Below are 16093 nucleotides of genomic sequence, written 5' to 3' on the forward strand. Positions count from 1 at the left end.
GGAATGCAAGATACTAGATGTAGTTTTGGATCTCTTTCCCGAAACAGATAGGATAAAATCAGGCCTCACAAGTTCCTCGTCTATATTTGATCAACGGGTGATTTTTACGTGGTTAAAATTCTCATCATTGATTTGTTTGAGTGCGGCATGATTTTCGTCACCGTTCCGCCGTATGTTCGTTTTCCGCATATTTTCTACAGCAGTAAGACCTATAGTGACAGTGCTGTAAATAATAATTCAGCCAAGGCAGTTAGAGGCTATGGGCTTTACCAATTTTAAAGCTTTTATGTTCCAGATTATAGTAGTTTTTTTTCGATAGGAGCACAATATTTTTCGCAGACATTCAAGGCAGGTATTAGATTATGATTTTAGAAAACGAAGCCGATTTTTCGCCTGTGGAAGATGGTCAATCTTTGTCTTACAGTGGAATTTATCCTTGCCATCAATCGTATGCCTCCGTTTATCGAACGGTTAAGTCTGTATTGTGGCGCCCTGCAATACAGACTATCCATATCAATCCTTCTACAGCCTTTCTGAAATCTGAAAGTATGGAAAGAACTATTTGCCCATGGGAAGAAAAAGGGAGAAGGTAGAGCCACTGCCGCAGCGTGACTGTACCTTGATGTAGCCACCTTGAGCAGCGATGATTTCTCTAGCCAAAAGTCCGATCCCGACACCCTCCTGTGAGCTTACGGTAGGGTAGCGAGAGAAACGCATAAAGATTTTACTCAGTTCGTCTTCTGCAATCCCTATACCACTGTCGGTAATATCGATCCGGCAAAACAAATCATATGCGATCACTTTTATGGTGATGCTCCCGCCGGTTTCTGTATATTTCACAGCATTGTCCATAATATTGTAGACGGCTTCAGCCGTCCATTTCAGATCAAAGCAAGTATGAATCGTTGTATTCTCCATAACAATAGAGATGCCTTTGGTATCTGCCTTCGGCATCATTTGCTCCCGTGCAACGTGCAGGAGCTCTTGAACAGATTCCTGCCTTGGCGATACCGTGATAATACCCACTTCTAGTCGCGATGTTTTCACCAACGTATTGGTCAGGAAATTAAGTTTTTCTGCTCGTGAAGCCAAAGCTTTTATACAAGAAGAGCTATCCTCAGGTAAATCATGCTCACTAAGCAGTTGTGCGTAGAGGAGGATGTGGCAACAGGTGTCTTCGTTTGGTGGGAGATGTCAGAAATGAGCTTGTTTATCTTATTCTTCTCTACCAGCAGATTTGTGGAGGAGACAGAGCAAATAGAAAGAAATTGCGCAAGCCTGGTTTCTACAGAGGATAACACGGATTCGTCAAAAGCATGCTCCGCAAATTTCCCATTAATTGCATCATCAATCATTATCTCGATGGCTGTCATGGTTTTATGTGTGTTTTTTACGATATAGAAGAACAACAGCCGCTGCAGCAAAGGTAGCAGCAATTCCTATATACACATAGTTAAGTATTGTAATATTACTTCACCGCCCATGTATATCCCCGCCCATAAACTGTTTTAATGTATTCGGGAGAGGAGGGGGAATCCTCCAATTTGTTCCGCAGCCTTTTTACTGTAACCGCCAAGGCATTTTTACCTACATACTCAGCTCCATCAGTCGTCCATGTGCTGTCAATCAAGCGATCGCGAGATACAGTGTTGCCTTGATTATCGATTAGGATGCGCAACAATTTTTGCTCAGTTTTACTTAGTTCAATGGGTGTGCCATTCTTAATAAATTCCATCCTCTCAAATGAAAAGGAAAAATATTGTCAAGTTGAAAGGGATCTGTAAGCGGATACCTAGCTCTTTTTAGCTGAACATCTACTTTGGCCCTCAGCATCATCAAACTAAAAGGTTTAGTGATATAGTCGTCAGCACCCAGCTCAAAACCAGTGACGACATCTGTTTCCATATCATTCGCAGTCAGAACGATGACGGGTATAGTTGTTTTTTTTCGGATATGGGTTAAAAGGTCGAGTCCACTTCCATCCGGCAAATTTACATCAAGAATCATTAGGTCAAAGGCAGTGACGTTCAATTGTTCTTTTGCAGTAGCTATGTCATATGCTTGCGTAAATAGGTTGTTAGGTTCTTTAAGAGCAAGAACAATACCGTTACTCAAGGCGATATCGTCCTCGACGATTAGTATGTAATTCATCATTCTCCTCCTTGTATTTTGGTTAACCAAGTCATTGAATCCCGAGCTCTAACAACGGCTCACAATAAAAATGTAAATGAGAGCCGGCCAATTTTCTAATTCTATTTTACAGGATATCGCTCTTATTTGCTCATGGTTCAGGGAGCAGGTATTAATGCACTGTTGAATAACCAAGAAATGACCCAGCCAGAAGTTTTGACCAGGTCATTTTCTTTACAGGGGGATTTATTCTTCTGTTCGCAGTCGTTCTACGATAGTTTTCCTGTCGCTCAGAGAATAAATAGCGAGAGGAAGACATATCCCAAGAGCGAGCAGAACAGGCAGCACGAGGATCAGCGGCCAGATAATAAATTTATAACTCATAAACCATATTTGAGTACTCAAGGGTCTCGCAATCAGGACGGAAAATAGGCTTCCTAATAAGATGGAGCATATGCTGGTGCCGAGCACATAGTACATCCCCTCATAAACAAGCATTGTTTTTAATTGTTTGTTGGTCATGCCGATACTTTGTAGTATAGCAAATTCTTGATGGCGGGTCAGAATACTAGTTAGAAGCGCGTTTGCAAAATTAATAATGCCAATCACCCCAATAATAATACTGAGCGTACCGCCGATCATCAAAATTGTTTTTTGCATACCTGAAAGCTCGGCAATTGAGGTGAATTTGGATTTATAATGCATCGTGGGCTCCTTTATTTCGGTATAGTTCTTTAAGAAGCTCTCCATCGTTTTTTCTTTACTATCGGATACATTAAAGGCATAACTCATCACCACAGGCTTCTTCACAAGCGTTTTGTAGATATCCGCCGGGAGATAGAAGTCAGTATAACTAGCAACGGCTACACCAGAATTGGATGATTTTACGCCAACATGACCAAGCACTGTGAATTCATGGCTAGTATACTCCTGGGCATTTGCTGTGTCCATATAGTTATGAAGAGTAACCTTTTCACCTACTTTGTATACGGATAGTTCCATTTCAGGATGATCGTAATTGTCTAACCTGATTCCTTCCAAAATATACTTTCCTGAAGCTAGCTTGCCATAATCAAGCTCACCATCAATTAATTGTAGTCGGTGAAGGGGGAGATCTTCAAGCCCATACACTGGTGCAGATAAGTTGCCGCGAGCGTCAGGAGTGACGATTTCCCCGTACAGCTTCTTCCCCTCTTTGTTCTCTTTATACTCGACAGTGAATAAATTGCCGCCACTGTACAATCGTCCACCTTCTTCAAAACCGGGTTGTGCCTGGACGGCCTGAATATAGCTTTCTGTCGTTGCATTGTCAGGGCCCGTGAAATGTTCTTGAAAATAATCAGCATGTGCAATCAGAAAGTCAGTGTCATGACTTTTAGACACATACTTATTCATATCCAGACTTTGGGATAATGTAAAAGTAGTATTCAGTAGCACTAGACCTAGAGAAAGGCTAAGCAGCACCAAAATAGTCCGCTTCTTATTGCGGCCTAAGTTGGTTCGAGCCATCAGCGGCATTTTAGCACCGTTAGTAGATTTTTTTAGTTTTTTCTTATCCTTTTTGGTAGTTCCGTCTACGTATCTTACTGCCTCGATCGGAGACACAGTCGCCGCAATTCTACTAGGCTTATATGCACTGATCATAACTGTCATGACTGCAAACAAAGCGGAGCCGATAAAAATCCATGGGCTGGGGGATATAGTTACCTCAGCATTTGCGTGCATAGAAGTGTTCATAAGCAGCAGAGGGATAAGCGATCTGCCGACTAAAAAACCTGCGAGCAAGCCGATAGGAACCCCGATCAAGGAAAGAAATAATGCCTGTCTGCGGATAATTCTGCTGATTTGCCTGCTGGTTGTGCCAATGGTTTTTAGAAGACCGTAGAAACGAATATCACGCATCACCGAGATTTGGAAAATATTATAGATGATCAAGTAGCCAGTAAGCATGATCAGTAACAGACCAGTGGCTAGGGGGAAGACGGCTTCAGGGTTCGAACTGAAAGTGTTGGAAAGATACGCCCAGTTCACAGAACTTGCAATGTAGTTCGGTGCATTTTTGTCAAGGGAATAACCGCTTTCTGTAATCACTTTATTAAGATTTTCCCGCATATTCGAGCTGTTACCGAACATGATAGTTGCATTGATGGTTCCGGTCATATCATGATCCTGCTTATATGTGTAGCGTAATTCTTCGGCATGTGCATCCACATAAGCTTTAGAAGCATAAATTTGACCTCTGTCTATCATGGCGGCGGGGTCACTCTTCCACCAGCCGGAGAGGATAAATTCACGCTGTACCATTTTGCCGTGAACCTCAAGCTTCAAGGACAATGTGGCGCCCTCTTTCAGGGGAGTACCCAGTAACTGTAGGGTCTTCGAGTCCGCGATAACCTCATTTTCCGCCACTGGCTTGTGGCCTTTTTCTAGCTCAATCAATCCTAGCTTCAGCCCTACATCGTCATGATACCAGAACTCCGCATGGCGCTTTAAAAATTGCTCGTTCGTCACCTTTTCACTTAACACGCGGCTATACGCTATCTCTTTAATAAGAGGGTGGTCTTTGATGTGATTAAATTCCTCATCGTTGATATATTTGAGATAACCCTGCCCTGCCCCACCAGCCTGTCGCATCGTTGCCTGTTGGAAGCTATCCATCGTGCCAAGCCCCATAGTAAATAGAGATGTAAATAACAAAGTGGTTAAGGAAATAGCGATAATCGCAATAATATTGCGGATTTTATTGGCTTTAAAACTTTTATCTGATAAATTACGAACCGCCTTACTGTTTTTTATTTTGATCATCGGGTCGCACCACCTACTATTTTACCGTCCTCAATGCGGATGATGCGGTCTGCCATTTGCGCAATTTCCTCGTTATGAGTAATCATTACCATCGTTTGGCGAAACTGCTGGCTGGATACTTTGATCAGTCCCATCACATCCAGACTCGTTTTACTGTCCAGATTTCCGGTGGGTTCATCTGCCAAGATAATGGCGGGCTTGGCTGCCAGTGCTCTGGCAATAGCTACACGTTGCTGTTGTCCACCAGAAAGATTGTTTGGCAGATTATTCATTTTGTGGTCAAGGCCCAAGGTATGTACTATTTTATCTATGTGGGCTTTGTCTGGTTCTTTACCGTCCAGTTCAATAGGAAGCACAATATTTTCGTAGACATTCAAGACAGGTACCAGGTTGTAATTTTGAAACACGAAGCCAATCTTTCGTCTGCGAAAAATGGTCAATTCTTCGTCTTTCAGTGAAGAAATATCTTTGCCGTCAATCGTAACGTTTCCGCTGGTTGGACGATCAAGTCCACCCAGCATATGGAGAAGGGTAGATTTGCCGCTCCCGGACGTACCAACAATAGCGACAAATTCTCCACTTTCCACCTCCAGATTCACGCCGTCTAAGGCATGAACAGCAGTATCTCCGTTCCCGTAATGCTTCCTTAATGCCTGAGTTTTCAATAGAGCCATATTACGTTCTCCTCCACAAAAAAATGTCTGGATCGTAGTCATCTACAGTACAGACATTAACACACTGATCTTTCTACAATCTTTCTGAAATCTAACGGTATTGAAAGAATTAAGTATCCATAGAAAGAAAAATAGAGAAGGTAGAACCACGGCCGTAGCGTGATTGTACCTTGATGTAACCCCCCTCTGCAGCGATGATTTCTCTAGCTAAAAACAGTCCAATACCTACACCCTCCTGCGAGTTAACAGTAGGGGAGCGATAAAAGCGGGTAAAGATTTTACCTTGTTCTTCTTCTGCAATGCCTATGCCGCTATCGGTAATATCAATTCGACAAAACAATTCGTATGCCATCACTTTTATATCCATGTTTCCGCCTGTCTCTGTATATTTTATAGCGTTATCCATAATGTTATAGACAGCTTCACTGGTCCACTTTAGGTCAAAATAAGCATGAATAACGGTGTCCTCCCTAATAACTGAAATCCCTTTGGCATCTGCTTTTGGCGTTATTTGCTCCAGTGCAGCATCAAGGAGCTTATGAACAGATTCTCGTCTTGGCGCTACCGTGATAATCCCCGTTTCAAGCCGCGATGTTTTCAACAATGCCTGGATTAGGAAGTTAAGCTTTTCGGCCTGTGTTGATAGAGCTTTCACACAAGTGGAGGTATCCTGTGATAGTTCGTATTCGCTAAGTAGTTGGGAATAAAGCAGGATGTTGGCCAATGGTGTTTTCGTTTGGTGTGAAATATCGGAAATCAGCTCATTTATTTTATTCTTTTCAGCAAGCAGATTTTTGGAGGAAACGGAACAAATGGAAATAAATCTCACAAAATTAGCTTCTATTGAAGAAAGAACGGATTCATCAAAGACATCCTCTGAGAAGCTGCCATTTATCGCGGCATCCAGCATGTTCTCAATGGTTTTCATTGTTTTATGGATGCTCTTGCGATAAAGCATAATAGCACTTACAGCGGTGCATACAGCAACAACGGTAATTCCAATACATATATATAGGAGTGTTGTCATTTCAACGCCCATGTGTAGCCCAGTCCATAAACCGTTTTAATATATTGTGGGGAAGAAGGATAATCCTCGAGCTTGTCACGTAGCCTTTTTATCGTAACTGACAAGGCATTTTCACCTACATATTCAGCCCCGTCAGTCCAGATGCTGTCTATCAAATGATCACGCGAAACGGTATTTCCTCGATTGTTGATTAGGATGCGCAACAATTTTTGCTCCGTTTTACTTAGTTCAATGGGCGTACCATTTTTAATAAATTCCATTCTCTCGAATGAAAAGGAAAAATTGTCGAGATGAATGGAGTCTGCAAGCGAGTATCTGGATTTCTTTAGCTGAACACCAACTCTTGCTCTCAGTACCATAAGACTGAAAGGTTTGGTGATATAGTCGTCAGCACCCAGCTCAAAACCAGTGACGACATCTGTTTCCATATCATTCGCAGTCAGAACAATGACTGGTAAAGCTTTTGTTTTACGTATATGGGTTAAAAGGTCGAGTCCACTTCCATCCGGCAAATTTACATCAAGAATCACTAGGTCAAAGGCAGTAACATTCAATTGTTCTTTTGCAGTAGCTATGTCATATGTTTGTGTAAATACGTTGTTAGGTTCTTTAAGAGCAAGAACAATACCGTTACTCAAGGCGATATCGTCCTCGACGATTAGTATGTGATTCATCATTTTCCTCCTGTTTTTTTGATTCATCAAGTTAATGAATCCCGAATTCCAAGAACTGCTTACAGTAAAAATAGAAAAAGAGGGCCCCAAAATCTTCCGCCTCTATTTTACAGGATATTGCTCTTATTTGCTCATTTGCTCTTTAGACTATTCAGGTTTTGCTAACACTTTTTTGACATGGTTTATTCATTGCAAAAAATTTGACAGATACAATATCACTGCTATAATTTATGCTAGTTGATTTTTGATAATGATTATCATTATTGGAGGGGAGGACAGGGCCGAAGCTTGGTACAGGTTATTGGACAGGCTCCCTTAGTTAGAGATGAAATTGCGTTATTTAATACTGGTTTTTCTGATACTGGCTTTCGCCTCGGTGTTTATTGGTGTTCATGATGTAACTCCACTTGATTTGTTCCACTTAACCAACGATCAGGCGCAGGTACTCCTGATTAGCAGATTCCCACGTTTGATCAGTATCATTATCGCAGGGGCGAGTATGAGTATCTGTGGATTGATCATGCAGCAGCTTACCCGGAACCGATTCGTATCGCCCACCACCGCAGGGACGATGGATGCGGCACGATTGGGTGTGCTGATGGCTATTATGGTATTTGGAACGGCAGGGTTCTGGACGAAGATGCTGACGGCTTTCGGATTTGCTCTAGGGGGAACACTGATTTTCATGAAAATACTGGATAAAATCCGTTTCAAGGACCCGGTATTTATCCCGCTTGTCGGTTTGATGTTTGGAGGCATTTTAAATTCGGTAACGACCTTTTTTGCTTACAAATACAATCTGATCCAGGGCATTTCTTCGTGGATGCAGGGGGATTTTTCTCTAATCATGAGTGGTCGCTACGAGATGCTATATCTTAGTGTTCCTTTGGTTGCATTGGCGTACATATATGCGAATCGTTTTACAATTGCAGGCATGGGTGAGGATTTTGCGGCCAACTTGGGTGTACATTACAAGCGCACCGTCAATGTCGGTTTGGTGATCGTGGCTTTGGTATCCTCTGTTGTCATCTTAACGGTCGGGACGATTCCCTTTTTGGGGCTGGTTGTACCCAATCTGGTCAGCATGTATATGGGGGATAATCTGAAAAAAAGTCTGGCCCATACAGCGATCCTGGGCGCCGTTTTTGTGCTGTTTTGCGACATTTTGGGACGGGTGATCATTTATCCGTATGAAATTTCTGTAGGGCTTACGGTTGGTGTGATCGGGAGCGCGTTGTTTTTGTATTTGCTGCTGAGGAGAAGGGCTTATGAATCCTAAATTAAAAATCGGAATATTAGCCGCTGCCGCGCTTGTGTTGATTGCTGCTTTCGTGTTTATAGATCTTCCGCATACCTGGCATTACGCGCTGCCACGACGATTAAAAAAGATCGCAGCCTTCATTCTGACAGGTGGCTCCATTGCTTTTGCAACCGTTATTTTCCAGACGGTTACGAATAATAAGATTTTGACTCCCGGTATTATCGGACTGGATTCACTGTATATGCTGATTCAGACGACGATTATTTTTGCATTTGGTTCCGTCCCTTTCATTTCGACCAGCAAAGAATTGAACTTTTTGATATCGGTGGGGCTGATGGTGCTGTTCGCAGGACTGCTATACAAATTAATTTTCCGCAAAGATGGACGCGGGATTTATGTACTTTTGCTGATTGGTCTGGTGTTCGGCACGCTGTTTAACAGTTTATCTACCTTTATGGAGGTACTGATTGATCCAAACGAATTTGCGAAAGTCCAGGACAAGAGCTTTGCTAGCTTCAGTAACGTAAATACCGAGCTATTGTGGCTTTCTGTATTCATTCTTGTGCTCGTATTCGCTTATGCGTGGAGATTCATCAAGTATCTGGACGTGCTGTCGCTGGGACGGGAGCATGCGATTAACCTGGGTCTTCCTTATGGTTTTATCATTAAAAGGCTGCTGGTAATTGTAGCGATTCTCATTTCCATTTCTACAGCGCTTGTCGGGCCGATTACATTTCTCGGATTAATTGTGGCCAATGTGGCTTATCAGGTGATGAAAACCTATCAGCACCGTTATATTATTCCGGCCTCCATCTGTGTTAGCGTCATTGCATTGGCAGGGTGCCAACTGCTGGCAGAAAGAGTATTCGACTTATCGACAACGGTCAGCGTCATTATTAACTTTATCGGGGGGGTGTACTTCCTGTACCTTTTGCTGAGGGAGAATAAATCATGGTAGAAGTCAAAAACGTAACCAAACGCTACGGGAATAAAAATGTGGTGGATCAGGTATCCGTCACTGTACCTAAAGGAACCATTACCTCCTTTATTGGCCCTAATGGCGCTGGAAAAAGCACCTTATTGTCGATGATCAGTCGCCTGACTGACAGTGATGAGGGAGAAATCCTCATTGACGGGCAGGTCGTGAGCCTGACGAAAAGTGAGGAGCTAGCCCGCAAGATATCTATTTTAAAACAGACCAACGATGTCAATATTCGCTTAACCGTGAAGGAACTGGTTAGCTTCGGCCGTTTTCCGTATTCCAAGGGCAGATTGAACAGTGAGGATCGCAAAATGGTGGAGCAGTCTATGGCCTACATGGGACTGGAGGATATGAAAGATAAGCATATTGATTTGCTTAGTGGGGGACAGCGACAGCGGGCTTTTATTGCCATGATTCTGGCTCAGGACACCGAATACATCCTGTTGGATGAGCCGCTGAACAATCTGGATATGAAGCATTCGGTTCAGATTATGAAGACGCTGCGCGGTTTGGTGGATGATCTCGGCAAAACGATTCTGGTCGTGTTGCATGACATTAATTTTGCCTCCTGCTATTCAGACTATATTGTAGGGATGAAGGATGGCAGGTTGCTAAAACAAGGAACGGCTGACGAGATGATTGATAGTCAGGTATTAAAGAATTTGTACGATATGGATATTCCGATTCAACAGATCGGTGACCATAAAATTTGCGTTTATTTCACTTAGGGGGAATGTTAAATGAAGAAAAATATGATGTTTTTAACGCTAATGCTTGCATTGGTACTGATTGTGTCGGCCTGTGGCACAGCAGCTCCGGCAACACCGGAAGCGACTGGAAACGGCTCTTCTACTGCAACAACGGAATCCAAAACCATCTCGGTCAAACACGCACTGGATGAAAACCCGGTACAAGTCAAAGTTAATCCCAAAAATGTCGTTGTCTTTGATTTCGGTTCATTGGATACGCTGGATAAGCTGGGCGTTGACGTTGCGGCAGTAGCGCAGCAGGATCTTCCTACGTATTTGAGCAAATTTAAAGATTCCAAATATGCAAGTGCGGGTACACTGTTTGAACCGGATTACGAGAAAATCAGTGATCTGTCTCCTGAACTGATCATCATCGGTGGCAGACAAGCTGATGCATATAAAGAGTTGAGTAAAATTGCACCGACCATTTCGATGGCTGTAGACACCAAGGATTATATCAATTCCTTTAAGAAAAACGTTGAAACACTAGGTCAAATCTTCGACAAAGAAGATGCTGCCAAGCAGGAACTGGCTGCGATTGATAGCTCCATCAAAGCCGTACATGACAAGGCTGTAGCGAGCAAAGCTAAAGGACTGATCGTGCTGACGAATGAAGGAAGCCTGAGCGCATATGGCTCACAATCTCGCTTCGGTATCATTCATGATGCTTTTGGTGTAACCCCTGTAGATCCTGGCATTAAAGTATCCACGCATGGACAAAAGGTTTCTTTTGAATATGTACAGCAAAAAAATCCAGATTATATTTTTGTCGTTGACCGTGGAGCTGTGGTGGTCGAAGAAGGCAAGGAACAGGTTACAGGCAAACAAACCATGGAGAATGAACTGGTGAAGAAAACCAATGCATTTAAAAACGGTCATATTGTATACCTTGATCCTAACTACTGGTACCTGTCAGGTAATGGTCTGGAATCCGTATCTGAAATGATCAAGGAAATGGATGCTGCACTGTAATGAAAACATTCACATCATGGAGGACTGTGTAGGATGAAAGGTCATATAGATGAAATTCCATTAGATGGGTACCTTGTGCACGTCTATACACCTCCCGTCTCCGTGAATCATAATGAGCTGTATCCTGTGCTGTATGTGCAGGATGGCAGCTCTTTATTTCTAAGCGGGTTGGATGAGCTGGAAAGAGGTTTTTCTACGGGAGAGCTGCCACGTGTGGTGCTGGTAGGGATTCAGCCCGTAAATCGACTGGATGATTATACGCCTTGGAAGGCAGCGGCTTTAGTAGAAGGAAGACCTGCTTTTGGCGGTGGCGGAGATGCCTATTTGGCGTTTGTGGTTACAAAAGTAATGCCGTACGTCGAGGCAAGATATCCAGTGCGCACTGGATCGGAGCATACGGGGATCATCGGCGCCTCATTGGGCGGATTAATTTCCATGTATGCCGTATTCAAGTATAAGGACGTATTTGGACGCATCGGTTCCATCTCAGGCTCGTATTGGTATCCGGGTATGATTGATTATATGCAATCTGCATCATGTGCAACTGTGAGGGATGGGACACATCGCTTGTATATATCTGTCGGGACCCGTGAAGGTGAAGGGAAGATGAATGTACAAAAAGATATGGTTCCGCTGACTCTTCAGGCACACGAGGCGCTGCGGACACAGGGACTGGACGCAAAAGATGTGCTTCTTGAGCTGGATCAGGATGCGGTGCATCGTGTGGATTGTTTTCAGCGTCAATTTCCTAAGGCCGTCCAATGGCTGTTCGGATAGCATGAATGGAATACGAATCTCATACAACAACTTCAAAGGATTGGAGAGCGTGGAGTCTCTATGTCTTTGGGGTTGTTTTTTTTGTATATTTTTTTCGTATAATAAAGGAATATTAAAAATTTAAAGTTATACGTTGTTGGAAGTGAGGGGAGCATAAATGAAAAAAAACCGCCTGGGATCATCGGATTTGCTGGTAGGTGAGATTGGTTTGGGATGTATGTCGGTCGGTACGGAGGAGCAGCAAGGTGTTTACTTGATTCATGAAGCGCTAGACAGGGGCGTAAACCTGTTGGATACGGCAGATTTGTACCAGCACGGACGCAATGAAGAAATCGTGGGTGCAGCGATCCGTGGACGACGACAGGATGTCATCCTGGCGACCAAGGTCGGCAATCGGCGTCTACCGGGGCAGGAGAGCTGGGGATGGGACCCATCCAAGAAATATATTCTGTCTGCTGTTAAAGAGAGCCTGCGGCGCCTTGGAACGGACTACATCGACCTGTATCAGCTGCACGGAGGGACGATTGACGATCCGATGGACGAAACCGTAGAGGCTTTTGAGCAACTACAGCGGGAGGGCGTTATTCGTTACTATGGTATTTCCTCCATTCGCCCTCATGTCATCCGTGAATATGTTGAACGTTCGAATATCGTTAGTGTTATGAATCAGTATAGTTTACTGGATCGGCGTGCAGAGGAAGAGGTACTGTCTTTGCTTCAGGAGCGGGGAATTAGCGTGATTGCACGTGGGCCTGTGGCCAGTGGTGTATTGGCTGACGAAGGGGAAGGGAAGATAGCCAAGGGATATCTGGACTACAATGAAGCAGAGCTGCTGGATGTGCGTAAGCAATTAAAGGCATTTGCAGGGTCGGACCGTAGTATGGGGCAGACAGCTATTCGTTATAGCTTGTCACATCCTACTGTTGCTGCTGTGATCCCGGGTGCAAGCTCTTTGGGACAATTGGAGCATAATATTTCTGCTGCGGATATTGCACCGCTAACTCAACAAGAGCGGCAGACGCTACAGCAAATCAGCCGAGCCAATCGTTATGATGCGCAATACCGCTGATAAGGGCAATGATGGTACAAAAGCGTGTTCATCTGTTGCTCCTAGCTATAAACGCTACATTTCAGTCTATAACCGAAGTACACGCTCGAACATGTACCTATCCCAGTTGCAATTTATAAAAGAATCATTACAATATAAGAATAAGCTTCGGTTTATTATTCATATGTGAATATGGAGACGTTATAAATACACTCTAGGAGGGACCAACGAATGGAACGCATCGAATCTCAGCAGCAATATCAGGATTTAATTAACGGTGACGGTCTGACCGTCGTGAAATTTGATACAACCTGGTGTCCGGATTGCAAGACACTGGATAAATTTATGGACGGTATTATTGAGGAAAACGCGGATAAGCATTTCTATGCGCTTGATGCAGAGAAATTTCAGCCGATTGCCGACGAAAATCAAGTGCGCGGCATTCCGAGTCTGCTCGTGTTCCGTAATGGCGAAAAAATTGCTCATTTGCACAGCAAATACGCTAAAACGCCAGCTCAAATTTCGGAATATTTGACTACGCTGGAATCCAAACAATAATCAGAACGCATGATAGGGATAGTTCAGTACGATCTATCCTTTCCGCAAAATAGTAAAAGGGATATCCAAGGCTGATCATTCAGACCCTATGGATATCCCTTTTTAGTTATTGGTTATGGGTACCAAACAATGGCTTATAAAATAATGAAAAAGAACACAGCCGCCAGCACGAAGCGGTAAATGGCGAACGTAGTCAGGCTCAAGCGTTTGAGCAGACCAAGGAATGTTTTGATCGCCAGCATCCCGACGATAAAGGCAGTAATAAAGCCGGCCGCGAACACTGGAAAGTCACTCATAGACAGATGATCCATACTTTTGATCATATCAATACCCGATGCACCCAGCATGACCGGAACCGATACGAGGAATGTAAATTCCGCGGCTGCCGTATGACTTACACGTGCGAATAGGCCCCCAGACATGGTTGAGCCTGAACGGGAGAAGCCTGGCCACAGAGCTAGGACTTGGAACACACCGATGGTAAATGCTTGTTTGTACGTGATCTCATCCAGCGTATGTGATCTAATAGGCGGATGGAATTTTTCAGCTGCGATCATGAGCAGGCCCCCGATCACCAAACTGTATAAAACCGTTTCAGGACCAAACAGGTATTGCTTGATTACATCACGGAACAGTACGCCAATCAGGCCCGCAGGGATCATGGCTAAAATAATATGTAACAGGTTTAGACGTGGCTGACTTGAGATTTTGCGTCTGAAATCAAACAGACTCAGGAATCTGCGCCAGTATAATACGACGACCGCCAGCACAGCACCTAATTGCACGATAACCTCAAACGTTTTGACCGTATCATTCTCTGTGTTTAATCCTAGAAGATTAGCCGTGAGGATCATGTGACCCGTCGAAGAGACCGGCAAAAACTCTGTCAGTCCTTCAATAATTCCCATAATAATAGAAGATAAAATATCCACTTTACTAGCTCCTCCTTACACGCGTGTAGGGCAAACGACCTAAGTCGTCTGCCCTGGAAATATGTCATTTCAGTAGGAGTGAACGCAAGTGTCACAAGTGCAAAGATAAACGCTCAGGTCACACGTTTCACTCTCGGGAAGAAGTGTCCGATTCTGCTTCCAATTCAGATGCGGGGGATGTGTGGTGTAAAATAATCTCCACCCGACGAATACGATTTTTACCCATTTCACGAATGATAAATTTCACATCATCTTCTATGAATTCCTTGCCCTGTCTAGGTTCCGGAACCCGGCTATACACCCACCCTCCGACAGTATCCACGTCTTCATTGTCCAATGTCAAGCCAGTCAGATCACTCAGATCGGAAAGCATCACTTTACCATCCATCAAATAACTGTTCTCCGTCAGTTTCTCGATTTCCTTCCGTTCATCCTTATCGAATTCGTCCCGAATTTCGCCAACAATCTCCTCCAAAATGTCCTCAATGGTAATGAGGCCGGAGGTTCCACCGTATTCATCGACCAGGAGAGCAATATGAACCTGCTCCTTCTGCATACGTTTCAGCAGCGTGTTGACGGGGATAACTTCCGGAACGGTCAAGATCGGTTGAATCAGGCTGTCGAAAACAAGCTCGGGATTGCGATCATACTCAAGGAATAGCTGTTTGGTATTAATCATACCAATGATCTGATCCTTGCTATCTGTCGCCACCGGAAAACGGGTATACTGCTCTTCGTGAATAGTCAGCATGTTTTCTTGTAGCGAGCGATTCGTAAACAAGCATACCATATCTGTACGTGGCACCATAATTTCCTTGGCAACGGTCTCGTCAAAAGCAAAGATACGATTTACGTAGCCATATTCGGTGTTATTGATCTTACCACTTTCCACGCTTTCGGACAAAATGATCTGAATTTCTTCCTGAGAGTGCGCTTCTTCATGCTCACTAGCCGGCTGAAGACCAAACAGACGAACCAGACGATTGGCCGAGCCGTTAAGGAGCCAAATAAACGGATACATAATCCGGTTAAACCACACGATAACTGGAGAGGTTAACAGACTGACAGCTTCCGCCTTGCGGATTGCCAATGTTTTGGGAGCCAGTTCACCGATTACCACGTGCAGGTAAGTTACAATGACGAATGAAATAATAAAGGCCAGGATATGTGAAAAATCCCCATTGATGTTGAGCTGTTGAAAGAGAGGCTCCAGCAATTTGACTACGGTCGGTTCACCGAGCCAGCCGAGTCCCAACGCTGTAATCGTAATACCAAGCTGACAGGCGGACAGGTAGCCGTCCAGATTATTGACGACTTTTTGTAGCGCCAGTGCGTTTTTACGGTTCTCCACAACCAGCTGATCGACCCGGCTGGAACGGATTTTAATAATCGCAAACTCGGTAGCCACGAAAAAAGCACTAAATAAAATCAACACCGCAAACAAAAATAGACTGACACCTATACCCATATAATTTTCACTCATCCCTTTTTCGTTCAATTTTTT

Annotated in this window: 14 protein-coding genes and 1 pseudogene; 7 read left to right on the forward strand and 8 right to left on the reverse strand. The window is 43.8% G+C overall.

The genetic code is table 11. From position 1 onward, the window contains the following. Positions 1-558: 558 nt before the first annotated feature. From NLX74_RS17725 to NLX74_RS17750, 6 genes and pseudogenes are all read right to left on the reverse strand, one after another. Positions 559-954: a sensor histidine kinase gene (locus tag NLX74_RS17725; RefSeq protein WP_254329496.1), complete on the reverse strand. Its 396-nt coding sequence runs from the start codon at positions 952-954 to the stop codon at positions 559-561. A 514-nt stretch (positions 955-1468) separates the two neighbouring features. Further along, a pseudogene (locus NLX74_RS17730) lies at positions 1469-2151 on the reverse strand (response regulator transcription factor). A 225-nt stretch (positions 2152-2376) separates the two neighbouring features. Then, positions 2377-4935, reverse strand: a complete 2559-nt coding sequence (locus NLX74_RS17735; protein ID WP_254329497.1) for an ABC transporter permease — start codon at positions 4933-4935, stop codon at positions 2377-2379. Beyond that, positions 4932-5609, reverse strand: a complete 678-nt coding sequence (locus tag NLX74_RS17740; RefSeq protein ID WP_254329498.1) for an ABC transporter ATP-binding protein — start codon at positions 5607-5609, stop codon at positions 4932-4934. The genes NLX74_RS17735 and NLX74_RS17740 overlap by 4 nt, the downstream gene beginning before the upstream one ends. A 109-nt stretch (positions 5610-5718) precedes the next feature. Continuing rightward, a complete protein-coding gene (locus tag NLX74_RS17745; protein ID WP_254329499.1) occupies positions 5719-6636 on the reverse strand; it encodes a sensor histidine kinase in 918 nt (305 codons plus the stop codon). Then, positions 6633-7310 carry a response regulator transcription factor gene (locus NLX74_RS17750; protein ID WP_254329500.1) on the reverse strand — a complete coding sequence of 226 codons (678 nt, stop codon included), beginning with the start codon at positions 7308-7310 and terminating at the stop codon, positions 6633-6635. Before NLX74_RS17750 ends, NLX74_RS17745 begins: the two co-directional genes overlap by 4 nt. Positions 7311-7635: 325 nt before the next feature. Between NLX74_RS17750 and NLX74_RS17755 the strand changes: the two genes are divergently transcribed. The 7 genes from NLX74_RS17755 (at position 7636) to NLX74_RS17785 (ending at position 13657) form a co-directional block, all read left to right on the forward strand. After that, on the forward strand, positions 7636-8589 hold the full coding sequence (locus NLX74_RS17755; protein ID WP_254329501.1) for an ABC transporter permease: 954 nt from the start codon (positions 7636-7638) through the stop codon (positions 8587-8589). Continuing rightward, a complete protein-coding gene (locus tag NLX74_RS17760; RefSeq protein WP_254329502.1) occupies positions 8579-9529 on the forward strand; it encodes an iron chelate uptake ABC transporter family permease subunit in 951 nt (316 codons plus the stop codon). The genes NLX74_RS17755 and NLX74_RS17760 overlap by 11 nt, the downstream gene beginning before the upstream one ends. Continuing rightward, positions 9523-10281, forward strand: a complete 759-nt coding sequence (locus NLX74_RS17765) for an iron ABC transporter ATP-binding protein (RefSeq protein WP_254329503.1) — start codon at positions 9523-9525, stop codon at positions 10279-10281. Before NLX74_RS17760 ends, NLX74_RS17765 begins: the two co-directional genes overlap by 7 nt. Positions 10282-10293: 12 nt before the next feature. After that, positions 10294-11274 carry a siderophore ABC transporter substrate-binding protein gene (locus NLX74_RS17770; protein ID WP_069290424.1) on the forward strand — a complete coding sequence of 327 codons (981 nt, stop codon included), beginning with the start codon at positions 10294-10296 and terminating at the stop codon, positions 11272-11274. A 33-nt stretch (positions 11275-11307) separates the two neighbouring features. Then, positions 11308-12051 carry an alpha/beta hydrolase gene (locus NLX74_RS17775; RefSeq protein ID WP_254329504.1) on the forward strand — a complete coding sequence of 248 codons (744 nt, stop codon included), beginning with the start codon at positions 11308-11310 and terminating at the stop codon, positions 12049-12051. A gap of 157 nt (positions 12052-12208) precedes the next feature. Beyond that, positions 12209-13120 carry an aldo/keto reductase gene (locus NLX74_RS17780; RefSeq protein ID WP_254329505.1) on the forward strand — a complete coding sequence of 304 codons (912 nt, stop codon included), beginning with the start codon at positions 12209-12211 and terminating at the stop codon, positions 13118-13120. A gap of 210 nt (positions 13121-13330) precedes the next feature. Beyond that, positions 13331-13657 carry a thioredoxin family protein gene (locus NLX74_RS17785; protein WP_254329506.1) on the forward strand — a complete coding sequence of 109 codons (327 nt, stop codon included), beginning with the start codon at positions 13331-13333 and terminating at the stop codon, positions 13655-13657. A gap of 134 nt (positions 13658-13791) precedes the next feature. Here NLX74_RS17785 and bacA read toward each other — a convergent pair whose 3' ends face one another. Together bacA and NLX74_RS17795 are read right to left on the reverse strand one after the other, a co-directional pair. Then, on the reverse strand, positions 13792-14589 hold the full coding sequence (gene bacA / locus NLX74_RS17790; protein WP_028541808.1) for an undecaprenyl-diphosphate phosphatase: 798 nt from the start codon (positions 14587-14589) through the stop codon (positions 13792-13794). Between the two features lie 127 nt (positions 14590-14716). Continuing rightward, the gene (locus NLX74_RS17795) at positions 14717-16087 is read right to left on the reverse strand and encodes a hemolysin family protein (protein ID WP_061828973.1); all 1371 of its coding nucleotides are present in this window, start codon (positions 16085-16087) and stop codon (positions 14717-14719) included. Positions 16088-16093: the final 6 nt, after the last annotated feature.

This window comes from Paenibacillus sp. MZ03-122A, assembly GCF_024213325.1.
In the GTDB taxonomy this organism is placed as follows: domain Bacteria; phylum Bacillota; class Bacilli; order Paenibacillales; family Paenibacillaceae; genus Paenibacillus; species Paenibacillus polymyxa_B.